Annotated in this window: 19 protein-coding genes; 15 read left to right on the top strand and 4 right to left on the bottom strand. The window is 69.5% G+C overall.

Translation table 11 applies throughout. The annotated features are described in order from the left end of the window. The first annotated feature begins 1 nt into the window (after position 1). Genes BOX37_RS24570 through BOX37_RS24560 form a run of 3 tightly spaced genes read left to right on the top strand, consistent with a single transcriptional unit; the run spans position 2 to position 2929 of the window. Positions 2 to 922, top strand: coding sequence for an SCO2523 family variant P-loop protein (locus BOX37_RS24570; RefSeq protein WP_071929697.1), 921 nt, complete (start codon positions 2 to 4; stop codon positions 920 to 922). A 10-nt stretch (positions 923 to 932) separates the two neighbouring features. Beyond that, positions 933 to 1943: an SCO2522 family protein gene (locus tag BOX37_RS24565; RefSeq protein ID WP_071931845.1), complete on the top strand. Its 1011-nt coding sequence runs from the start codon at positions 933 to 935 to the stop codon at positions 1941 to 1943. Positions 1944 to 1960: 17 nt separating this feature from the next. Next, the gene (locus BOX37_RS24560) at positions 1961 to 2929 is read left to right on the top strand and encodes an SCO2521 family protein (RefSeq protein ID WP_071929696.1); all 969 of its coding nucleotides are present in this window, start codon (positions 1961 to 1963) and stop codon (positions 2927 to 2929) included. Here BOX37_RS24560 and BOX37_RS24555 read toward each other — a convergent pair whose 3' ends face one another. The 4 genes from BOX37_RS24555 to BOX37_RS24540 form a co-directional block, all read right to left on the bottom strand. Beyond that, positions 2930 to 3787, bottom strand: a complete 858-nt coding sequence (locus tag BOX37_RS24555; RefSeq protein WP_071929695.1) for a hypothetical protein — start codon at positions 3785 to 3787, stop codon at positions 2930 to 2932. It lies immediately after the preceding gene. Continuing rightward, complete coding sequence (locus BOX37_RS24550) at positions 3784 to 4308, bottom strand: GNAT family N-acetyltransferase (RefSeq protein WP_071929694.1); 525 nt, start codon at positions 4306 to 4308, stop codon at positions 3784 to 3786. Before BOX37_RS24550 ends, BOX37_RS24555 begins: the two co-directional genes overlap by 4 nt. 160 nt (positions 4309 to 4468) lie before the next feature. Beyond that, entirely contained in the window at positions 4469 to 5950 is a 1482-nt protein-coding gene (locus BOX37_RS24545; RefSeq protein ID WP_071929693.1) for an MFS transporter, read from the bottom strand. A gap of 190 nt (positions 5951 to 6140) precedes the next feature. Next, on the bottom strand, positions 6141 to 6812 hold the full coding sequence (locus BOX37_RS24540; protein ID WP_071931844.1) for a FadR/GntR family transcriptional regulator: 672 nt from the start codon (positions 6810 to 6812) through the stop codon (positions 6141 to 6143). A 188-nt stretch (positions 6813 to 7000) separates the two neighbouring features. Between BOX37_RS24540 and BOX37_RS24535 the strand changes: the two genes are divergently transcribed. From BOX37_RS24535 to BOX37_RS24480, 12 genes are all read left to right on the top strand, one after another. Continuing rightward, a complete protein-coding gene (locus tag BOX37_RS24535) occupies positions 7001 to 8254 on the top strand; it encodes an MFS transporter (RefSeq protein ID WP_420811562.1) in 1254 nt (417 codons plus the stop codon). 336 nt (positions 8255 to 8590) lie between these two features. Next, positions 8591 to 10039: a nitrate/nitrite transporter gene (locus BOX37_RS24530; protein ID WP_084760053.1), complete on the top strand. Its 1449-nt coding sequence runs from the start codon at positions 8591 to 8593 to the stop codon at positions 10037 to 10039. A 29-nt stretch (positions 10040 to 10068) separates the two neighbouring features. Continuing rightward, positions 10069 to 12612, top strand: a complete 2544-nt coding sequence (gene nirB / locus BOX37_RS24525; RefSeq protein ID WP_071929691.1) for a nitrite reductase large subunit NirB — start codon at positions 10069 to 10071, stop codon at positions 12610 to 12612. Between the two features lie 155 nt (positions 12613 to 12767). Next, positions 12768 to 13148, top strand: coding sequence for a nitrite reductase small subunit NirD (gene nirD, locus BOX37_RS24520; protein ID WP_071929690.1), 381 nt, complete (start codon positions 12768 to 12770; stop codon positions 13146 to 13148). Next, positions 13145 to 14386 carry a uroporphyrinogen-III synthase gene (locus BOX37_RS24515; protein ID WP_071929689.1) on the top strand — a complete coding sequence of 414 codons (1242 nt, stop codon included), beginning with the start codon at positions 13145 to 13147 and terminating at the stop codon, positions 14384 to 14386. Before nirD ends, BOX37_RS24515 begins: the two co-directional genes overlap by 4 nt. Positions 14387 to 14457: 71 nt before the next feature. Then, entirely contained in the window at positions 14458 to 15150 is a 693-nt protein-coding gene (locus BOX37_RS24510) for a sirohydrochlorin chelatase (RefSeq protein ID WP_071931842.1), read from the top strand. A 133-nt stretch (positions 15151 to 15283) separates the two neighbouring features. Then, positions 15284 to 16201 carry a Bax inhibitor 1 family protein gene (locus tag BOX37_RS24505; RefSeq protein WP_071929688.1) on the top strand — a complete coding sequence of 306 codons (918 nt, stop codon included), beginning with the start codon at positions 15284 to 15286 and terminating at the stop codon, positions 16199 to 16201. A 152-nt stretch (positions 16202 to 16353) separates the two neighbouring features. Further along, positions 16354 to 20697, top strand: coding sequence for an AMP-binding protein (locus BOX37_RS24500; RefSeq protein ID WP_071929687.1), 4344 nt, complete (start codon positions 16354 to 16356; stop codon positions 20695 to 20697). A 2-nt stretch (positions 20698 to 20699) separates the two neighbouring features. Next, the gene (locus BOX37_RS24495; protein ID WP_071929686.1) at positions 20700 to 21416 is read left to right on the top strand and encodes a DUF6875 domain-containing protein; all 717 of its coding nucleotides are present in this window, start codon (positions 20700 to 20702) and stop codon (positions 21414 to 21416) included. Positions 21417 to 21442: 26 nt separating this feature from the next. Next, positions 21443 to 22408 carry an alpha/beta hydrolase gene (locus BOX37_RS24490; protein WP_071929685.1) on the top strand — a complete coding sequence of 322 codons (966 nt, stop codon included), beginning with the start codon at positions 21443 to 21445 and terminating at the stop codon, positions 22406 to 22408. Positions 22409 to 22442: 34 nt separating this feature from the next. Continuing rightward, positions 22443 to 22778, top strand: coding sequence for a TfoX/Sxy family protein (locus tag BOX37_RS24485; protein ID WP_071929684.1), 336 nt, complete (start codon positions 22443 to 22445; stop codon positions 22776 to 22778). Positions 22779 to 23002: 224 nt separating this feature from the next. Further along, a complete protein-coding gene (locus BOX37_RS24480) occupies positions 23003 to 23224 on the top strand; it encodes a hypothetical protein (protein ID WP_071929683.1) in 222 nt (73 codons plus the stop codon). The last annotated feature ends 45 nt before the right edge of the window (positions 23225 to 23269 follow it).

Below are 23269 nucleotides of genomic sequence, written 5' to 3'. Positions count from 1 at the left end.
GATGATCGTGTTCGCCACCTCCGACAAGGGCGGAACGGGCCGGTCGGTGACCAGCTGCAATCTCGCCTACCGGTTGGGACTGCGCGGAATCAGCACGGCCTACCTCGATTTCGACTTCGGCTCGCCCACCGCGGGCGCGCTGTTCGAGATCGGCTCGGTGGAACGCGGCACCCAGCCCGGCAACGGACTGCACTCGTATCTGCGCGGGCACAACAGCCTGCCCCAACGTATCGACGTGCGGGCGAGCACCAACCGCGATGGCCTGCGCCGCCAGCGCTCCCGGGGCGGCAAGCTGGTCCTGCTCCCCGGTGACGAGGGCGGCGGCGAGGCCATGTCGGCCAACGATCCCCAGGTGGTCCGCCGCTGCCGGGAACTGCTGCTGGACCTGGACGCCACGTTCAAAGTCGTGATCGTCGACCTCAGCGCGGGCCGGTCGGTGGCCATGCAGATCGCGCTGGAAGCGACTCGGCCGCAGGACATGCCGGGCAAGCAGGTGGCCTGGCTGGTGTATCACCGCTGGACCCGTCAGCACCTGATGGCCGCCCAGGGGCTTGTGCACGGGCCCAAGGGTCTGCTCAAGACCGGCGTGGAGCTCGGGTACGCCCCGGACGAGATGCTGTCGCGAATCCGCTTCGTACGCACCGCGGTTCCGCGCGTCACCGACGAGCACGCGGCCAGCGGCGGACCGCAGGCGGCCTGGCTGATCAAGCAGAACGACGCGCTGCGCTCGCTCGCCGCCGAATATCGCCTCGGTGCCGGCGCGCTGCTGGGCGAGACGCCGGTCGAACCGGTGTTGCAGTGGCGTGAGCAGATCGTGCTCGACGCCGATGTCAACGCCGGCATCGCCCATCGCGCGACGGTCGAGGCGTTCGAGGAACTGGCGCGGCGGCTGTGGGATCGTTCGACCTGGGTCCGGGTGTAGTGTGCCCGAGGTGAGCAGTGCCGCCTACGCCGAGGCGACGGCGTCGACACGGGTCGAGGACGTTGCGCTGGCGCACGTGTCCATCGAAGCCGGGCACTTCTACATGTCCGATCTGATCAACGGGGAACAGGCGATCGCCGCCCAGTTCCGCCGGGTCGCACCGCTGCTCGACGCCTTCACCGAGCTGGCCCGCCAGGAGTTCGCCGAGGCCGCGGGCGGTCCGTCGCGAGTGCGGGTGAGTACCTGCTTCCTGCTCGACGACTACTTCCAGAACGACGCCGACCCCCGCCAGGTGGTGCCCAAACTGCTCCGGATCGCCGCCGACTGCGGGGTGCGGATCGACTACCTCGGCAGTGAGGCGGGCTGCGACAAGCATCTGCGCAGGCTGCACGACGAACCGCGGGTTCCATTGGCGCAGATGGTGGCCGATTCGGTCGTCGCCGAGCCCGCGCCGGGCAGCACCGGGCGTCGCCCGCCCACCGCGGAGTCGGGCTGGCTGTGCAACGGCAGTCGCTCCAGCGACGACGAGCCTGGTCAGGCCATGGAGGTCAACTACCGGCACCCGGTGGAGTTCTCGGCGCACAATCACTCGATCTTCCTCGATGTGGAGATGTGGCGTGATCGCGGTGCGGGTCGCGAGCCGCGCGATGTGCTGTGGTCGTGCCCGTTCCTGGCTTCGGTCTGGCAGCTGCTGCGCCTTGGCATGCTCCGTGAGGAGGGCAAAGCCATTGTGCGGGCCGACTATTGGGATCCCGACCAAGAGTGGCCAGCGCGCTGGGACCAGTTCCCGAGCGTGATCCGGCTCCAGGAGCACGCCGCCCCGTTCGCCGCGTTCCGTTCGCTGTCGCTGCTGCCGCAGCGCTATCTGGGCATCGAGCACGCGGTGCGCACGATTCTCGAGCACGTCGCGCTCGACGAGGTCGTCGTCGGGATGATCGCCCAGCGGGCCCAGCAGCAGGGTGTGCCGATGACCGAGTTCGTCACCGATCGGCTCTCGCATCACTTCCTCAGCGGCGTCTGACCCGATACGCTGCAGTGATGCAACTCAGCGGTGGTCCGCTGGCACTTCTGGGCGAAGTGCGCACCGGCCTGCTTCCCGAGTCCGCGGCCCTGAGCAGGGGGTCGGCGGCGGAACTGCTGACCCTGGTTCGTGGCCGCGGCGTGCAATCGCGGGAGCGTCCGGTCAGCTGGGCGCAGTCGCCGGTGATCCCCGAGGGGGTGGATTGCCGGCTGGCGACGCCGAGCCGGGCCAGGGTGCGCGGGGTGGGGACCGTCGCCACGCACGCGGTGGTCCTCGGTGGACGGATCCTGCAGAGCTCGGCCCAGACCACCGTGGTCGCCGGGGAAGGCGGTCACCGGCGCAGTTGGGGGCACTACCTCGGACGGGTCGGCATCGTGGAAGTGCTCACGCGGACACCGGCCAACCTGGGCAGCCACCTCGTCGAGGGATTCCTCGGGCCGCCCGATCCGGCCGTCGCCACGCTCGACCCCGGTGCCGTGGCGGCCCGGCTGCACATGCGGGTGCGCACCGATCCGATGCTGAATCAGCGGCCCCCGATCCAGACCGGCGCCTCGATGCTGCGCTGGGCCGCGCGGGTCCGGCCAGGGGAGCCGCCGAGCATGTCGTTCGTCCTGGTCGACGACGAGACCCGGCTGGCCTCGGTGGTGGTGGGTGACGCGACCGAACTGCTTGCGGTGCAACGCTTCTGCGAAGACCTCGCGATGCACGACTGGCTGCTCACGGTGCTCACCGACGTGATCGACGAGGCCGAGATGGCCGAGCTCTCGCACAGTTCGCCCGCCCAGGTGCTCACCCCGATGCTCGAACATCTCGTCCACCTGTGGTTGCCCGGCGCGTTCACCCCGTCGGTGCTGCGTGGACTGTGGACCGGGCTGGAGGCCGATCCGGGGTTCAGCGTGCAGTGGAACGCGCGGATCGGGCAGCTGCGCGACCGGATCGCGGTGGCCACCCTGGGCGCGCTGACCCGCAGCCAGTCGCACTGGTGATCACAGCCGGAACAACTGTCGCACCAGCAGCGCGAAGAACACCGAGGTCGACACGATCCCGGCGTAGGACTCCACGATCAGGGTGTAGTGCCCCACCGCGGTCATCGCTTCCGTGTCGTCGGGCGTCGTCGGGTCGAGGAAGTTGACCAGACACACCCGCAACGCCGTGTCGAAATCGATCTCGCCACCGGTCAGGTAGAACACCAGCACGAACACCGCGATCTCCACCGCGATCCAGGCCAGCAGCAGGAACGGCCGATACCCATAGCCGCACAACAGATCCGAGGCGACCCCGGGGATCCGCCGCCAGCGGGGCGTGCGTGCCCTGGTGCGGGCGCGTGCCATGCGCAATCCGCACCGGTCCTGGCCGCGCGGATTCTCGGTGATGGTGTGCAGCCGGTAGGCCTGTCGGTAGGCGAGCGCGGCGTGGGCGGGCAGCCGGTGCGCCGAGAGCAGTTCGCCGAGTTCCTCGTAGACATCGGCCAGCAGGGTGGACTGGGTCCGGCTCAGGCTCAGCGGGCCACGGAACTCCACCTCGGCGGCGAACAGCGCGGTCAGCACGGTCTCACTGGAGAATTCGCGCCCCGCGTTGTCGAGCACGTCGGGGTCGGCGTCGCGGTAGAGGGGCGTGAAGACCAGGCTGTCGCCGATCCGGCGAGTCGAGGGCGGGACGTAGTCGGCGAGGAACTGCTCGACCCGGTGATTGAGGTCGTCGAGCAGTTGGTACTCGTCGGCGCTGCCGTGGCCGCGCAGGAATTCGTCGATCGTCTCGGCGTAGGCGTCGGCGTGGCGGCGGATGAGGATGGTCTTGGAAGCGACGAAATCGCCCGGTCGCTCGTGTGCGGGGTAGTTGTTCATCCGTTGTCGACCGGCCCACGGCCCTTGTGCCAGCGCCGGTCGGTGGCTGTCCAGTCGTAGGCGATGCGGTGCACCAGCAGATCGCGTGGCTCGCCGATGCCGAAATACTGGGCCTCGTGGCCCGCCCAGGTGAACCCGGAGTTCTCGTACAGCTTGGCGGCGGGTGCGTTGGACGGGCGCACGGTGATGAAGATCGCGTCGACCGCCGACGAACGGCACTGTGCCACCGCGCGATCGAGCAGCGAGCTGCCGAGTCCGCGTCCCTGGTGGCCCGCGGACACCGCGAGACCCAACAGCCAGGCGGTGTGTCGGCCGACCGCGACCAGTGCGTACCCGCACAGCGCGCCGTCCAGCTCCGCGACCACCCAGTCGGACCCGTGGATGTCGTAGAGCTGGCGCAGGGCGAAATAGGGGTAGGCGAGCGGGGTGAACGTCCTCGATTCGAGCTCGGCGATCGCGGCCAGATCGTCGACGGAGGCATCGCGCAACCGTGGCTGTACCACCCCGTTCGAGATGTTCACTCGCGCTCACCTCTGCCCGCCCCGGTGCAAGTCCGAACTCCAGAATACGGGGTGCGCGGGTGCGTTGACCAACATCGACGCGAAAGGCGTTGGTACACAGCGGAAGGCCGCGCCCGGAAAGCGAATTCCGGACGCGGCCTTTCGATCTGGAGTGTGAAGGTCAGACGTTGGCGTAGGCCAGCGACGGTACCTTCTCGACGGCGAACGAGGAGCGCAGGTAGAACCACCAGGTGACCCCGGCCATCACGAGGAACGCGGCCGCGTAGCCCCAGAAGGCGGGTGCCATGGTGCCGAAGTTGATGTTGGACAGGCGAAGTGCCTGCTGCAGGATGAATCCACCGAAGGCGCCGACCGCGCCGATCACGCCGATCGCGGCACCGGCCTGACGCCGTGCCGAAGCCTGTGCCTCGGTGAGCTCGAGACCGTGCTCGGCAGCGTACTCCTTGGCGGTGGCGCCGAAGATCGAGGGGATCATCCGGTAGGTGGAGCCGTTGCCGATGCCGGTGAGCACGAACAGCAGCAGGAACGCGGCCAGGTACAGCGGGAAGCTCTTCATCGACAGTGCCGCCATGATCAGCGCCACCGCGATCGCCATACCGCTGAACACGTACACGGTGATTCGGGCGCCACCGACCTTGTCGGAGATCCACCCGCCCACCGGACGGCTGAACGAGCCGACGAAGGCGCCGAGGAAGGCCAGGTTACCGACCATGGTGATCCAGCCGATCCCGGCCAGGTGCGGGAAGTTGGCCTTGATCAGGGTCGGGAAGGCGAACGAGAAGCCGATGAACGAACCGAAGGTGCCGATGTAGAGGAACGACATGATCCAGGTGTGCGAATTGGTCAGCGCCAGCTTGTAGGACTTGCCGTCGGCCTTGGCCGAGACGATCGAGTCCATGTACCGGAGCGCGCCGATCGCGGCGGCCACGATGAACGGCACCCACACCAGGATGGCGAGCGTGATGCCGAATCGGTAGCCCGCCGCGTCCTTGGCCAGCAGATGCGTGCCGAGGGTGATCAGCAGCGGCGCGGCGAGCTGAGTCTGCGCGACACCGAGATTGCCGCCCGCGGCGTTGATGCCGAGCGCGGCGCCCTTCTTGCCCTCGGGGAAGAAGAACGAGATGTTCGCCATCGAGGACGAGAAGTTGCCGCCACCGACGCCGGCGAGGGCGGCCAGCACCACGAAGACCCACATCGGGGTGCTCGGCTGGTTGATGAAGAACGCCATGCCCAGCGTGGGGATCAGCAGCATCGCCGCGCTGAACGCGGTGAACGCGCGGCCACCGAAGCGGGGAACGGCGAAGGTGTAGGGAATGCGCAGGGTCGCGCCGACCAGCGTGGGAATCGAGGTCAGCAGCAGCGCGTTGGCCACCGCGGTCGGGTTCCCGGTGCCCAGGCCCTCCAGGAAGCTGAAACCCGCGGCGCCCATGCTGGTGACAATGGCGCCCCACAGCACCCAGACGCTGAAGCCGAGGTTCTCGGCGAACACCGAGAACCAGAGGTTCTTCTTGGCGGTGCGTTCTCCACCGGATTCCCAGAATTTCGGGCTGTCGGGCTCCCACTGGGTCAGCCAGCGGCCCTTTTTCTCATATTCGAAGGACGGAGCTTCCGTCTCTTGGCCGGTGGCGGCGATTGCGGTCATCGGCTTCCTCTCGATCGGGCTCGATAGAAGCGCGTCGTCTGCGGTATCGACGGGCTTCGTGTGGGGTCCTGACAAAGGTAGAAACCGGTTGTTGCGTGAGAATGGCCTCAGGTGACGTTCCCGCCAACTTGGGCTCACCGGGGCCCATCCAGCGCGGTGACAGGTCGGTTACCTGGATGTAGGACGCCGCTCAGCGGTCCGGATACTCGGCGATCAGCGAGCCGAGGAAGCAGCTGGTGGCCTGGACCGCCTTCTCGGCGTCACCGTCGATCACCGCCTGCACGAGTTCGGCGTGCTCGGTGTCGTAGGAATCGTCGGATTTGGCGGTTCTGGCGTGGATCACGTGCTCGATGATCGGCAGCAGGGAATCGTAGAACTCCAGGTATACCGCGTTGTGGCTGGCGACCACGATCGCGCGGTGCAATTCCACGTCGGCGGCGATGGTGGCCGGGTCGGGTTCGGTCCAGCTGCGGTTGCTGCGTTCGGCGAGCAGCCTGCGCAGGTTGGTGATGTCGGCGTCGTCGCGGCGGCGTGCGGCCAGGCCCGCCGCGGTGGTGTCGAGCGCCTGGCGCAGCTCGAGGATGTCGCGTTCCTCGGCGTCGGCGAAGTACTTGGCCAGGGTTCCGCCGACCTCGGAGGTGGCGATCACATAGGTGCCCGAGCCCTGGCGGCGTTCGAGCATGCCCGCGTGCACGAGGGCCTGGACGGCCTCGCGCACGGTGTTGCGGCCGGTCCCGGTGAGCTCGGTGAGCTCCGGTTCGGTGGGGATACGTCGACCGACCGGCCAACGGCCGGAACGGATCTCGGCTCGAAGCTGCTCGGTGACCTGGGCGATGAGGCTGGTTCGCCGGACGGGTTGCACGTAGTCAGAGTACTCATCCGCCTCCCCGCGTATCTTGGCCTGATTCAGGCGCGGGGAGATGTGGGGACGCGGCAAGCCTTGGTTGCGGGGCGGGTGAGCCCGTCCCCGGTGAGTTACCCATGTTCTCGCGTGTGGAGCTGGCTCACAAATACTTGGCGTTAGTCATCGGGTCATCCTATGATTCCCGAGTGACCGCGACCCTTCCTGACCGCCGAACTCTGCCCGAAACCAACAAGCGCGCTCGTGCCCGCGCGATCATCCAGGGTCGCCTACTTGTTCTCTCCGCGATCGTCATGTCGGCACTCACCCTGCGGGCGGCGGTGACGGCGTTCAGTCCGCTGGCCGAGCGGATCGGCGCGGATATCGGGTACGGGACGGCCGTGGTCGGGATCTTCGGGATGCTGCCGACCGCGATGTTCGGTGTGGCCGGGCTGTGCACGCCGATGCTGGTGCGCCGATTCGGGCTCGAGCGCACGGTGCTGATCGCGATGCTGCTGGCCGGTGCCGGGTCGCTGGTGCGCGTGTTCATGGCCAACACCGCCGAGCTGCTGGTGTTCTCCGGGGTCGCGCTGCTGGGGATGGGTGTGGGCAATGTGGTGATACCGCCGCTGGTGAAGCGGTATTTCGCCGATCAGCTCGCCGCGATCAGCTCGCTCTACATCGTGATGGTGCAGTTGAGTACCGTGATTCCCGCGTTCGTCGCGGTGCCGCTGGCCGACGGTCACGGCTGGCGGATCTCGATGGGCGTGTGGGCGCTTGTCGGCTTCGCCGCCGCTGTGCCGTGGCTGGTCGTGCTGCGTGCTCGGCGCGGTCGCGACCTGGTCGACACCACCGCGCTGCCCGCCGAACCCGCGGCCGCCGCGGGCAAGGTGTGGCGTTCGCCGGTGGCCTGGGGGATGGCGGGCATGTTCGGCATGACCTCGCTGACCACCTACGCGATGTTCGCCTGGCTGCCCATGATCCTGTCCGACGCGGGCGCGAGCGCGGGTTTCGGCGGCAGCATGGTCGGGCTGTTCGCGCTGATGGGCCTGATCCCGGCGCTGGGCGCGCCGACCGTCGTCTCGCGGATGCGCAATCCGTTCCCGGTCGTCGTCGGCTGCATGGTGCTGTTCGCCACCGCCTTCGTCGGCCTGCTGGTCGCTCCCATGTCCGTACCGCTGCTGTGGGTGGTGCTGCTCGGCCTCGGCCCGAGCACCTTCCCGATGGCGCTGACCTTGATCAACCTGCGCACCCGCACCCCGCGGGGATCGGCGGCGCTGTCCGGGTTCACCCAGGGCGTCGGCTACGCGATCGCCTGCACCGGCCCGCTGATGTTCGGCATGCTGCACGACTGGACCGGCGGCTGGACGGCCCCTTTCGCCCTGTTGTTCGTCGCCCTCGGTGTCCTGCTCGCCGGCGCGTGGCAGGCCTGCAAGCCAAGAATGCTCGAAGATTCGTGGTAGCCGACGGGTCTCGTGAGTTCGTCGGTAACTCTCCGGGTACGGGCTGACGTAGCGAACTCCTCACCGTCGGCCGCCCGCCGAAGTGCGGCGCGCACGAGTCTGGCTTAAAGTCGCGGGGAAGAAGTACAGATCACTGTCTCACTGGTGAGTTCGGTGAATTCTCGCCGCTTGCTTACCTGCGGAAATCGTTGTGTCACATGCCCGAAACAAAAGGGCTGATCTCACCCGCCTGTGGCATGGATGGTGAGAAACCGTTGATTCGCGCGACATTTCCCGCAGCATTCCGGCAATACCCATTTCCTACCGTTGGGCCATCGCACTTTTGGGAGGCCCAACTTGAGCACGCTGAAGCGTAACCACGACATCGCGCACTGGGATGCCGAAGATGTCGCGGCCTGGGAGGCCGGTGGCAAGGACGTCGCCAAGCGCAATCTGATCTGGTCGGTGTTCGCCGAGCACATCGGGTTCTCGGTGTGGTCGATCTGGTCGGTCATGGTGCTGTTCATGCCCGCCGACCAGTTCCACATCGACGCGGCGGGCAAGTTCTTCCTCGTCGCGGTGCCGACCCTGGTCGGCGCGGTCATGCGAGTGCCCTACACCGTGGCCACCGCGCGCTTCGGCGGGCGCAACTGGACCATCTTCAGCGCGTTCATGCTGCTGATCCCGCTGCTGCTGACGCTGTACTTCATCAACCAGCCCGGCACCTCCTACACGACCTTCCTGATCGTGGCGGCTTTCGCCGGGTTCGGTGGCGGCAATTTCTCCTCGTCGATGACCAATATCAACGCCTTCTACCCGCAGCGCCTGAAGGGCTGGGCACTGGGGCTGAACGCGGGTGGCGGCAATATCGGCGTCCCGGTCATCCAGTTGCTCGGTCTGCTGGTGCTGGCCACCCTCGGCGGCGACTACGCCTCGGTCATCTGCGCGATCTACCTGGTCCTGGTCGCTGTGACGGCCGTGGGCGCGGCGCTGTACATGGACAACCTGACCAACCAGAAGGCCGACCTGTCCTCGATGGTCACCGCGCTGCGAGTGCCGCAGTCGTGGGCCATCGCTTTCCTCTACATCGGCACCTTCGGATCGTTCATCGGCTACAGCTTCGCGTTCGGCCAGATCTTGCAGATCAACTTCGTGGCCGGTGGCGACACGGCGGCCCAGGCCGCCGTGCACGCCGCCTCGATCGCCTTCATCGGCCCGCTGCTCGGTTCGCTGGCCCGTCCCTACGGCGGCAAGATGGCCGACCGGATCGGTGGCAGCCTCGTCACCATCGCCAGCTTCTTCGTCATGATGGTCGCCACGCTGGTCGTGGTGTTCGCCAGCTCGCGGGCCGACGGCAACGCCGGTGTCGCCACGGGCGCGACCATGGCACTGCTGGTTGCCGGGTTCATCGCGCTGTTCATCGTGTCGGGCTTCGCCAACGGCTCGGTCACCAAGATCATCCCTTCGGTGTTCGAGGCCAAGTCCCGCTCGATCGCGGGCACCGCGGCCGAGCGGTCGTCCTGGGCGCAGAACACCTCCGGCGCGCTGATCGGGTTCGTCGGTGCCATCGGCGCGCTCGGCGGGGTCGGGATCAACCTGGTGCTGCGCACCTCCTACGCCAGCACCAACTCCGCCACCGCGGCCTTCGTCGTGTTCCTCGGGTTCTACGTGGTCTGCGCCACGGTCACCTACCTGGTGTTCCTGCGGCGCCCCCGCTCGGCGGTGCTCGACTCCGATGTGGTGGTCGAGGCCGAGAACCTGGTGCTCGAAGCCGAGCAGTCAACCACTTCGTCGGCTCGCGGCTGACGCCCGACCATCATCAAGGAGGTCATCTCATGAACCCCATCGCTCCCACCCAGCGCAAGACCGTGGTCGTGGTCGGCCACGGCATGGTCGGACACCGTTTCGTCGAGGCCCTGCGTTCGCGCGACGAGGCAGGCCAGTGGCAGGTCGTCGTGCTCAGCGAGGAGAAGCTGGCCGCCTACGACCGCGTCGGGCTCTCGTCCTACGTCGGCACCTGGGTCGCCGACGCGCTCGCCCTGCCGGGCAACCAGTACGCCGGTGACGAACTCGTCGACCTGCGCCTGGGCCAGCGCGGCGAGGCCATCGACCGCGACGCCAAGACCGTCACCACCTCCACCGGTGACGTGATCGCCTACGACGCGCTCGTCATGGCGACCGGCTCCTACGCCTTCGTGCCGCCGGTGCCCGGCCACGACCTGCCCGAGTGCTTCGTCTACCGGACCATCGACGACCTCGACGGCATTCGCGCCGCGGCCGAGGCGGCCGGGCCCGGCGCGCACGGTGTGGTCATCGGCGGCGGTCTGCTCGGTCTGGAGGCCGCCAACGCGCTGCGCCTGCTCGGGATGACCCCGCACGTCATCGAGTACAACGACCGGCTGATGCCGGCCCAGGTCGACGCGGGCGGCGGCGCGATCCTCGAGAAGCTGGTCTCCGAGATCGGCCTGACGGTGCACACCGGGGTGGGCACGGCGAAGATCGTCTCGCTCGAGGAAGACGGGGCGAACAAGGTCACCCTGCACCTGTCCGACGAGTCCGAGATCAAGGCCTCGCTGGTGGTGTTCTCGGCCGGCATCCGCCCGCACGACCAGTTGGCCAAGGACGCGGGCATCGAGACCGGCACGCGCGGCGGCATCCTCACCGACCTCGGGCTGCAGACCTCGGACCCGAACATCTACGCGATCGGCGAGTGCGCGGCGGTCGAAGGGGTCTGTTACGGGCTCGTCGCTCCCGGTTACACCACCGCCGAGATCGTCGCCGACCGCCTGCTGGGCGGCGCGGGTGAATTCCCCGGCGCGGACATGTCGACCAAGCTCAAGCTGATGGGCGTCGACGTCGCCTCCTTCGGCGACGCGCACGCCACCACCGAGGGCGCGCTGTCGGTGGTCCTGCACGACGCGGCCAAGGGCACCTACGCCAAGCTGGTCGTCTCCGACGACGCCGAGACCCTGCTCGGCGGCATCCTGGTCGGTGACGCCTCGGCCTACTCGGCGCTGCGCCCGCTGGTCGGTCGCCCGCTGCCCGCCGACCCGGCCACGCTCATCTCCCCGGCCGGTGCCGAACTGGGCGCCGACGCGCTGCCCGACGACGCGCAGATCTGCTCGTGCAACAACGTCAGCAAGGGCGCGATCTGCGGGGCGATCGCCGAGGGCGCCTGCGACATTCCCGCCGTCAAGAGCTGCACCAACGCGGGCACCTCCTGTGGCGGCTGTGTGCCGATGGTCAAGAAGCTGCTCGAGCAGTCCGGCGTGACCATGTCGAAGGCGCTGTGCGAGCACTTCGGTCAGTCGCGCGCCGAACTGTTCGACATCGTCAACGTCACCGGCATCCGCACCTTCTCCGAGCTGATCGCCAAGCACGGCAAGGGCACCGGCTGCGACATCTGCAAGCCGACGGTGGCCTCGATCCTGGCCTCGACCTCGAGCGACCACATTCTCGAGGGCGAGCAGGCCGCGCTGCAGGACACCAACGACCACTTCCTGGCCAACCTGCAGAAGAACGGCACCTACTCGGTGGTGCCGCGGATGCCCGGCGGCGAGGTCACCGCCGAGCAGCTGATCGTGATCGGTGAGGTGGCCAAGGAGTTCGGCCTCTACGTCAAGGTCACCGGTGGTCAGCGCATCGACCTGTTCGGCGCGCGCGTCGAGCAGTTGCCGCTGATCTGGAAGCGCCTGGTCGACGCGGGCATGGAGTCCGGGCACGCGTACGGCAAGTCGCTGCGCACGGTCAAGAGCTGCGTCGGGTCCACCTGGTGCCGTTACGGCCAGCAGGACTCGGTCGGCATGGCGGTGCTGCTGGAGAAGCGCTACCGTGGCCTGCGCTCGCCGCACAAGATCAAGCTGGCCGTGTCGGGCTGCGCGCGGGAGTGCGCCGAAGCCCGAGGCAAGGACGTCGGCGTGATCGCCACCGAGAACGGCTGGAACCTCTACGTCGGCGGCAACGGCGGCCTGACCCCCAAGCACGCGGTGCTGCTGGCCGGTGAACTCGACGACGAGACCCTGATCCGCTACATCGACCGCTACCTCATGTTCTACATCCGCACGGCCGACCGCCTGCAGCGCACCGCACCCTGGCAGGAGGCGCTGGAAGGCGGCATGGACTACCTCAAGGCCGTCGTCTGCGAGGACAGCCTCGGCATCGCCGGGGACCTGGAGGCGGCCATGGACTCCCATGTCGAGGGCTACAAGGACGAGTGGGCCGCCGTGCTCGAGGACGAGAACAAGCTGTCGCGCTTCGTCTCCTTCGTCAATGCCCCTGACGAGGCCGATCCCACGATCTCGTTCGACGACAGCGGTGAACGCAAGGTGCCGGTGCTTCTCGGACTTCCCGGCATCCCCGCAGGCGGCAGTGATGCGTAGCCACGGAGGGGATGACGGGAAGTCCGTGTCGATACAGCTGCCGCAGGTCGGCGCCGGTGTTGGCTCGGACACAGCGGCAGCCCGGGAAATAGGCGCTTAACCCTGCGGAAACAGGGCGCCTGTACCAATAGGTAGGGCGCTCGGAGGAGGAACCGATGACCGTTATCGACACACCCACCATCACCACGGAGACGACGACCGGCTGGACCCAGGCCTGTCGGCTCGACTTCCTGATCCCGGGCCGCGGCGTTGCTGTCCTGCTGAAAGGCGGCCGGCAGGCCGCCTTGTTCCTACTCGCGGACGGCACACTCGCCGCCGTCGGCAACATCGACCCGATCGGTCGGGCCGCGGTGATGTCGCGCGGCATCATCGGTGATCGCGGTGGCGTTCCCGTCGTCGCGTCGCCGCTGCTCAAGCAGGCGTTCTCGCTCGTCGACGGGCGTTGTCTCGACGACGAGTCCCAGTCGTTGCCGGTTCATGCCGTGCAGCTCGACGGTGGCGTCGTCTCGGTGTCCAACGAACCGGTGACTTCATGACCTCACCGACCGAAGCCGCTCCTGGTCTGGCCGGGTTCACCATCGGCATCACCGCCGCCCGCCGTGCCGAGGAATTCGGCACGCTGCTCACCCGCAAGGGCGCGACCGTGGTCTCGGCCCCCGCCATCCGCATCATCCCGCTGGCCGATGACACCGAGCTCGAACGGGTCACCGAGCAGCTGATCGCCGACCCACCGCAGATCACCGTCGCCACCACCGGCATCGGTTTCCGCGGCTGGATGGAGGCCGCCGAGGGCTGGGGCCTGGCCGAGGTGCTGCGAGACACCCTCGGCTCGACCCGGATGCTGGCTCGCGGCCCCAAGGCCAAGGGCGCGATCCGCGCCGCCGAACTGCGCGAGGAGTGGTCGCCCGCGTCCGAGTCCTCGGCCGAGGTGCTCGACCACCTGCTCGCCGAAGGCGTGGAAGGTGTGCGGATCGCGGTGCAGCTGCACGGCGCGACCACCGAGTGGGAGCCGGTTCCCGACTTCTGCGAGGTGCTGCGCTGCGCGGGCGCCGACGTCGTTCCGGTGCCGGTCTACCGCTGGGAACCGCCCGCCGATCGTGGCCCGATGGACGCCATGATCGACTCGATCGTCTCCGGCAGCCTCGACTGCGTCACCTTCACCAGCGCGCCCGCCGTGGCTTCGATGCTGATGCGCGCCAAGGAGACCGGCTCGCTCGAATCGGTGCTGCACGCGCTGCGCGGCCGGGTGCTGGCCGCCTGTGTCGGCCCGATCACCGCGGCACCGCTGGAGGAACTCGGCGTGCCGACCACCATGCCCGGTCGTGCCCGCCTCGGCGCGCTGGCCCGGCACGTGGCCGAGGAACTGCCGCGCCGGGCCAGCCGCATCTACGCGGCCGGTCATCTGATCAGCGTGCGCGGCGGCTGCGTGGTCGTCGACGGTTCGGTACGCCAGCTGGCGCCCGCGCCGATGGCACTGATGCGTTCGCTGGCCCGCCAGCCCGGCCGAGTGGTCTCGCGCGAGGATCTGCTCGCCGCGCTGCCCGGCGGCGGTGACGACACCCACGCGGTGGAGACCGCCATCGCCCGTCTGCGGGCCGGACTCGGCACACCCAAGGCCATCCAGACCGTGGTCAAGCGCGGCTACCGGCTGGCCCTCGACGCGGCCGACTGCTCCGACACCCCGGTGCGTGCACCCGTGCAGCCGCCGCACCCCGCCGGCATCGGCACCCCGGCCAGGTCGCCGCGGCCGACGCAACCGATCGGGGCGTGGTGAGTACCGCGCGGCCGGGTGATCCGGCCCTGGTGCTCGTCGCGCACGGTACCCGCAGCGCGCGCGGCGTGGAGATGATCGCCGCGCTCGCCGACGCGGTGGCCACCGAACTCGGCGCCGCGGTTTCGGGGCGCGGCGCCGAGCCGGCGGAGGGCGCGGCGCCCAACGCGGCGCTGCGCACGGCCTTCGTCGACGTCCTCGGCCCCTCGCCCTCGGAGGTCCTGCGCGACCTCGACGGTCCCGCCGTACTGGTCCCGGCGTTCCTCGCCTCGGGATATCACGTCTACCAGGACGTTCCGCGTGAGGTTGTCGAGAGCGGCCACATCGCGGTCGCGGTGACCGCGGCCATGGGCCCTGACCCGGCACTGACCAGGGTGATGGCGATGCGGTTGCGGGCCGCGGGCTGGCGCCCCGGCGACGCGGTGGTCTTCGCCGCCGCCGGTTCCTCGGATTCGCGTGCGCGCCAAGATGTTCGACGCGCGGCTGGCATGCTCGCCGAACAGCTCGGCGCACCGGTGCGCATCGCCTACGTGGCAACTGGTGCTCCCCGCGTTCCCGAGACCGTCGCGGGCCTGCGTGCCGCGGGCGCCGAGCGGGTGTTCATCGCCTCCTATCTGCTGGCGCACGGCCTGTTCCATCAACGCCTGCACGATGCCGGTGCCGACGGGGTGGCCGAACCGATCGGCGTGCACCCCGCGGTGGTGCGCTTGATCGCCGATCGTTACCGCAGCGCGGCCCGGGAGCTGGTTCGCGCGCGCGTGCGCTGAGCTGCTCGCGGGGTCAGGTCGTCACTGGGCTCGGGGTCACTGGGGCGGTTGCAGCCGGACGCTTGCCCAGGAATCATCGATGCCGGCCGCTGCGGATAAGGTTGACCTGATTCCGTTCGAAGGGGGAGCAGCCATGACAGACCCGTCCGCAGGTCAGGGAAAGTCGTCACAGGACGAGCCGACGTCGTATCCCGACGAGACCGTGGTGAGCCCGTGGTCGGCGCCCGCGCCGCCGCAGGGCGGGCCGATCCCGCAGCCACCGACCCCGCAGGGCACCGCCTACCCGGGCGCGCAGGCACCGGAGGCGGCTCAGCCGCAGTACCCGGGCGCGCAGCCCGCGTACCCTGCCGCGCAGCCGCAGTTCCCCGGTGCGCAGCCGCAGAACCCGGGTGCGCAGCAGCCGCAATACCCAGGTGCGCAGTACTCCGCCGCGCAGCCGCAGTACCCCGGTGCGCAGCCCGGCTCGGCGCAGACGCCGTATCCCGCACCCCCGTATCCGGGCGGCCCGCCGGGGGCGTATCCCGGCGCCCCGCAGGCGGGCCCGGCCGGTCCGCGCGTGGTGCCGCAGAACATCCAGACCGCGTTCTACGTGATGCTGGCGGGCGCGATCGTCACCGTGCTCAGCGCGCTGTACTCGCTCACCACCATCTCCGACATCAGGGCGGAGGCGGAACGGTCGTCCGAGGGCGAGCTCAGTGAGTCCGGGATCGACATGATCGTCTACGGCGCCCTCGGCGGCGCCGTCATCGGCGCGCTGATCACGGCCGGTCTGTGGGTGTGGATGGCCTTCGCCAACCGGTCGGGTAAGAACTGGGCCAGGATCACCAGCACCGTGTTCTTCGGCATCAATGTGCTGTTCTATCTCTTCGGCCTGGTGAGCTTGTTCACCGGAGTCGAAGGCCAGCTCATCCCGGTGCTGTTCAGCACCGTCATCCTGGCGATCGGCATCGCCGCGCTGGTCCTGCTGTGGAATCGCAAGTCCGCGTGGTATTTCGCCCCGCCGCCGCCGATCGGCTACCTGCCCTACCCAGGCTACCCGCCCAACGCGTAGTGGTGGAGTTCGCTCGATAGGCACTCGATACCGTGCTCGCCGCTGTCCTCGATGCCGACGCGGCCGCGCGGGTGTCGGTGACCGCCGCGGGTCCGATGCCGTAGGTTTGCCGCAGGACCAGTCAACGGTTGCTCCGAATCTCGGGAGGCCCGGTGCGGCGAGGCGAGGGTGGTGTCGGTACGGCGGTGGCCGCCGAGCAGGACATGGCGGCGCCGATCCCGTTGTCGCCCGGGCAATTGCGCTGGTGGGTGGCGGCTCAGCTCGCACCCGAGGTCCCCGCGACCATCGCCATGTATCTGGATCTGCGTGGACCGCTCGACCCCGTGAAACTCGCCGCCGCCACCGTCTCGGCGGCGGTGGCCCTGCAGTCGCCACAGGTGCGCCTGTGCGTGCGCGACGGGCAACCCGGGCAATACCTCGACCCCGAGGTGTTCACCGCGCCACGCGAAATCGACCTCACCGGCCGCGCCGATCCCGTCGACGAGGCGCTGCGGCGGATGGAAGCAGACCGGCTCGCCCCGCTGGACCTGTGCGCCGATCCCATCACCGTCGCGTCGCTGTACCGGGTGGCGGCCGGGCGATGGTTGCTGTACCTGCGCAGCCATCACCTGGTTCTCGACGGTGTCGGCGCGGCGGCGCTGCTGCGACGGACGGCCGACATCTATTCGCGAGGAACGGACATCGGCCGGGGACCACGGTCGGGCCGGGCGCGGGCAGGCGGCGACCGGGCGCCACTGTCGATCCGAGAACTGGTCGAACAAGAGCAGCGGTACCGCCGTTCGTCGCGTGCCGAGATCGATCGATCGTACTGGGCGAACGAGGTCGCGGGACCGGTCGATCCGGTCGGTTTGGCGGGTGTGCCCGCCCCCGCGTCGGCCCGTCCGCACCGGGTGTCGGCCTGCCTCGACGAGCGCACCGCCGCACTGCTCGCCCGCGCCATGACCAGACACGACGCCACCTTTCCCGAACTGAGCGCAGCCGCTTTCACCGCCTTCCTCGCCCGGATGGCCGACACCGATGCCATCACGGTCTCGCTGCCGGTCGCCGCCCGTCCCACAGCGGCGCTGCGCCGTTCGGCGGGGTCGGTGTCCAACGTCGTGCCGCTGCGGGTGCGCGGCCTCGCCACCGCCACCGTCGGCGACCTGATCACCCAGGTGCGCCTGCGCGTGATCGGGGCACTCCGCCACCAACGCTGTGGCTACGAGGACATCCAACGCGCGCGCGGCGAAACCCACGTCCTCCGAGGCGGATTCGGCCCGGTGCTCAATCTCCTCGGCGCGACCACTGCGCTCACCCTCGGCCCGGTCACCGGGCACGCCCACCTCCTGAGCCTCGGCCCGGTGGAAGACCTCCTGGTCAACGCCTACCAACTGGGCCCCGACACCACCATCGACTTCCAAGCCAACCCCGCCCGCTACGACCCCGCCACCCTCGCCTGGTACCACCGTCTCTTCCTGACCTGGCTCGATACTTTCCTCGCCGCCGACTCCAGCACCCGACTCCGCGACCTGTCACCGAGCACACCGCCGCTCTCCGTGCGGACCCGTCGGCTCAGTGCCGGCGGCGCGACCGCCCCCTGCGTCAGTCCACCTGCGGGCTCGAACACCGATGGTGCGGAGCGTGGCCCAGCGAACGAGTGCCCGCGTGGTACCCCCTTCTCCGGTGATCACGGTGCCTTTCGGCTCGGCGGCACCGGTGATGGCACGCATCGTGTGCTTGGTGAATTGTTCAGTGCCTTCGATGATTCCGACGCTGTCGCCGTGGTCGACGACGCACGGTCGATGACCTATCGGGAGCTGGCCGAGTCAGCGGCTCAGTGGGCGAGAATTCTGCTGGCCCACGGCGCGGCCCCTGGTGAACCGGTGGTGATGGCGATTCCGCGATCGCTGGAGTCGGTGCTCGCGGTGCGGGCGATCGCCGCCGCGGGTGCCTGCCTGGCACCGGTGGACACGACCGACCCTGGTGAACGACTGCATCGGATCATCACCAGTTCCGGTGCGGTGCTGGGCCTGACGACCATGGCGGTCGCCCACCGCCTCGGCGTGCGGGCGATCGTCGACGGGGATCACGCGGGTGAACAGCGGACCTCGACCAACCAGGCAACGCCGTCGCAGGCCGCACCGGCGTTGCGGCGAAAAGGTCAGCCGGGAGCGCGGTCGGTCCAGGGGGCGAAGCCGCCACCGCAGGCACCGTGGGAACCACAGGCGCGGCTGCGCGGGAACGGGATCACCTGGCTCGTGGTCGACGACCCCGACACCGCGGCGCGGCTCGGTGACTTCTCGGTGGAGCCGATCTCGGAGGTGGACCGCGACCGTCGGCTGTCGCCGGACCACCCCGCCTACCTGATCCACACCTCCGGCACCACCGGTGCGCCCAAAGGCGTCGAGGTCACCCACCGTGGGCTCGGACCGCTCACCGACCATCTGCTCGACCGCTATCGCACGACACCCAATTCGACAGTGCTGCACGCGCATTCACCCGCATTCGACGCACATCTGCTCGAACTCCTCGCCGCGTTCGCCGCCGGGGCCCGCCTGGTGGTCGAGCCGCCCGAGGTGGTCGCCGGTGTCGAGCTGGCGCGGCTGATCGACGCGCACACGGTGACTCACCTGCTCACGACGCCCGCCGTGCTGGCGACCCTGGCGCCCGAGGCGGTACCGAGCCTCGAGACCGTGGTGGTCGGCGGTGAGACCTGCCCCGCCGAACTGGTCGCGCTGTGGGCACCGCGGGTCCGTCTGCACAACGGCTACGGACCGACCGAGGCCACGGTGATGGCGACCCAGTCGGCGGCCCTAGTGGCGGGGGAGCCGGTGACGATCGGTGCTTCGCTGCCGGGAACGCGCGCACTGCTGCTGGATTCGCGTCTTCGCCCGGCCCCAGCGGGTGCGCGGGCGGAACTGTATCTCGCAGGTCCCGGCGTCGCGGCAGGCTATGTGGGCGATCCGGCAGGCACCGCCGCGAGATTCGTGGCCGACCCGAGTGGAACCGGGCAGCGGATCTACCGCACGGGCGACCTGGTCGGCCCACGTGCGGACGGCGGCTTCGAATTCCTCGGCCGGATCGACGCCCAGGTCTGCCTGCGTGGCCGCCGCGTGGAACCGGCCGAAGTCGAAGCCGCTCTTCTCGCCGACCCCGCCATCACCCACGCCGCCGTCGACTTCGCGAACCCGGGGACCCCGACCGCCCGCCTCATCGGCTATGTCGTCGCCGCACCGGGTATCCCGTTCGACGGCTCGGCCGCCCTGGCTCGCCTGCGCACCACCCTTCCCGCCGCCCTGGTCCCGGCCGCCCTTGTCGTCCTGGACCAGCTCCCCTTGACCGGCAACGGAAAACTCGACCGAGACGCGCTCCCGACACCGCCCGCCACCCACTACCGGGCACCGGAAACCCCACTCCAACAGCTGATCGCCACACGCTTCGCCACCGCGTGTGCCACCGACCAGGTCGGCGCCGACGACGACTTCTTCGCCCTCGGTGGCAATTCCCTGCTCGGCGTCCAAGTCGCCGCCGAACTCGCCGGGTCGACAGGGCTCCCGATCACTGTTCGCTGGCTCTACACCGCCCCTACCCCGTCCGCCCTGGCGGCCCGAATCACCGGTTACGGCGCCGACTCCGATCCCGGCACCGATGCCCTCGCCACGGTCCTGCCGCTGCGCCGAGGCGGTGCTCGCCCGCCTCTGTTCTGCATCCACTCCGCCGTCCCGCTGGCCTGGTGCTACGCGGGCCTGTCTCACCAGATCACCGACCGCCCCGTCTACGGCCTGCAAGCCCCCGTCCTTTCCGGCCTGCCCATGCTCGACCCGGATGACATCCGCACGACAGGCCGCCCCGCCCTCTCCGCCCCGGCGAGCACAGACGCCCTCACCATCGCCGGTCTCGCCGAGACGTACGCCGCCGAGATCGGTCGCGTGCATCCCGACGGCCCGATCCACCTGCTCGGCTGGTCACTGGGCGGGCAGCTGGCCCACGCTGTCGCCATTCGGTTGCACGAGCAGGGACGCGCCGTCGCCAGCCTCACCATGCTCGACAGCGTGGTGATCCCCGACGGTGCCGAACCGCCGCCTCGGCCCAGGATGCGTGACCTGCTCACCCACCTGCTCGGCGATGAGCCCGCCGACGCCGACACCCTCGCGGATCTGTCCGCGGAACAGGCGGCGAGCGAATTGGCCACCACCGGAGCCAGTCTCGGATCGGGCTTGTCCGCGGCACAGCTGACAACGCTGCACGCCGCCTATGCCGACGGTGTCCGCCTCTCCCACGGATACCGCCCCGGTGTCTTCGACGGCGACCTGCTCTATTTCTGCGCGACCGAGGGCATGACCGGCTTCCTCGATGCGCGGATGTGGCGTCCCCATGTCACCGGTCGGCTGATCGAGCATCCGGTCGCGACGACCCACGCCCAGCTCACCAACGCCGACGTGGTCGCCCGGATCGGCCCGATCATCGACCAGCACCTGCGCACCGTGGACAACGCGGCCGCGCGGGAGGTGCGGTGACGATGCGCTCGGTCACCGGTCCGCGCACCGGCGCCACCTGGTGGTGCGTCCACGACGACCCCGCGCGCTGGCGCGCCGAACACCCCGGCACCGCCACCCTCCTCGACTGGTTCGCCGATCTGACCCGCCCCGACCCCGCGCAGGGCAGGCCGGGCCCGGTCTGCCCCTTCGTCAAACCCGCTGCCGCCCATCACGCCCTGTGGATCGCCGAACACCCCGGCGGCGACACCCTCACCGCCGCCGACATCGCGACCGCCGCCGACGACGCGTTCACCCTCTACCGCGCATTGCCCACCGACGGCCCCTGCGCGGTCCTCACCGTCTTCCCCGGCCTCACCCACACCGCCCGCATCGATGACGCCCATGCCGCCCGCAAGACCGAGATCGTCGGCACGGGTGCGATGCTGGGCCAGTTCTACCCGGGATGCCCGGTCGCCGGGCTGTGGAATCGCGACTACCGCCCACTCGACGCGCCACTGCCGATGCTGGTGATCCGCCCGATGATGAACACCGACTTCCCGTTCCTGGTCGGCGAACCGGAATGGCTCTCGGCCTACCTGGCCGTGCACGCCCCGGGCCTGCCGCGCAAGCTGCGCGCCGCGATTGCTCAGCGGATGCACGTCCCCGACTCCGGCGCGGGATCGATCACCGAACTGCGGGCGCATTTTCCGGACGAACACGCACAACCCGGACACGAACGGGGCAATGCCGGACATTAGCCGGTCGGTGCGGCACACTCGACGCCATGCGTCGGCTCCTGTGCTGCCTGCTCGTCCTGTTCGGCTGCGGTGTCGTGGCCTCGCCCGTGGCCTCGGCCGCTCCGGGAATCCTGGAAGTCCGCCCGCTCGGCGGCAGACAGCTCGAAGTGGTCGTGTACTCGGCGGCGATGAATCGTTCGGTGACGGTGTGGATGTCGCATCCCGGCGCCGGCGCGCCCGCGCTGTATCTGCTCAACGCCGTCGACGGTGGCGAGAGCGGCGGGCCGTGGATGCGGCGTACCGATGTCGTGGACTTCTTCGCCGACAAGCCGGTCAATGTGATCGTCCCGATCGGTGGCCGCGCCAGTATGTACACCGACTGGCAGCGTGACGACGCGGCGCTGGGCCGCAACAAGTGGGCCACCTTCCTCACCGCCGAACTGCCGCCGCTGCTCAACGAGCGCTTCGGCATGAGTGGCGCCAACGGCATCGCGGGACTCTCGATGTCGGCCACCTCCGCGCTGAACCTCGCCATCGCCGCACCGGGTCTCTACCGTGCCGTCGGCGCGTTCAGTGGCTGCACCCAGACGGCCAGCGCGCTGGCCCAGACCTTGATTCGCGCCCAGTTGGCCACCTTCGGCGCCGACGCCTCCAATATGTGGGGCGGCCCCGGTGACCCGGCCTGGGTGGCGAACGATCCGGTCGTGCACGCGGAGCGGCTGCGCGGCACCGCCATCTACCTGTCCTCGGGCAATGGCCTGCCGGGCCCGCACGAGGCGATCAACGCCCCGAGCATCGCGGGCAATGTCGGCGTCCTGCTCGATCGTCTGCTGGTCGGCGGCACCATGGAAGCCGTCGTCGGCAGCTGCTCGAGCCCGCTGGCCGGGCGCCTGGCCGAACTCGGCATCCCCGCCGACGTCCGCTTCCGGGCCGCGGGCACCCACGCCTGGCCCTACTGGCAGGACGACATCCACGACTCCTGGCCGATGTTCGCGGCTGCCCTCGGCGCCTGAGAAACCTGTCGGTGCCCGGGCGCACACTGGGCCGATGGCATACGACGAGGAACTCGCCGAGCGGATCCGGGAGTGCCTGGACCCGGCGCCGGATTTCGTCGAGAAGAAGATGTTCGGCGGACTGGCCTTCCTGATCGGCGGCAACATGGCCGTCGCCGTCACCGGCGAGGACGGGCTGATGGTGCGGGTCGAGCGCGCCGAGTTCGATGCGCTGCTGGACGCGCCCACCGCGACGCCGATGATGATGGGCGCACGGGAGATGACCGGCTGGATCCTGGTCACGACCGCGGCCCTCGACGACGCCGCGGTCCTGCGGGAATGGGTCGGGCGCGGGGTGTCCTACGCCAGAACCCTGCCGCGAAAACGCTAGATCGCGCCGACCCCGGTACGGCAACGGTCGCCGAGCGCGGCATCGCGGCGGCCGCCGGGACGAACCAGCCCGCCGAGGCGCCAGCAGACCGCCCAGACCGGCCGAACCTGTGCCGCCAACCATCGAGCGGGGTGGTGGCCTGTCGACGCTGCGTCGCCGGTGACCCCCGAAAATCACCCGCAGGGGATGAGGTGGTCGCGACGACCGGCCGTGACACTTGTCCCATGTCGACGTCCGGGCCCCGCCGCTATCAGTTCGTCATCGAGGGCGAGCTGACCGAGCGCGTCCTCGCGGCATTTCCGGAGCTGCGCCCCAGCGCGCATTCGCCGACCGGGACCACCACCCTCTACGGCGTCATCGCCGACAACACGGCCATGCGTGGCGTCCTCGCCCGCATCGACACCCTCGGTCTCACCCTGCTGGGCATGTCCCAGCTTCCCGACTGATCGCCACACCTTCGCGATGACGTCGATCTGATAACGAGCGGCCTG

Source organism: Nocardia mangyaensis (assembly GCF_001886715.1).
GTDB classification, from domain to species: Bacteria; Actinomycetota; Actinomycetes; order Mycobacteriales; family Mycobacteriaceae; genus Nocardia; species Nocardia mangyaensis.
The sequence above is the reverse complement of the archived record's forward strand: the minus strand, read 5'-3'. Positions and strand labels throughout refer to the sequence as shown.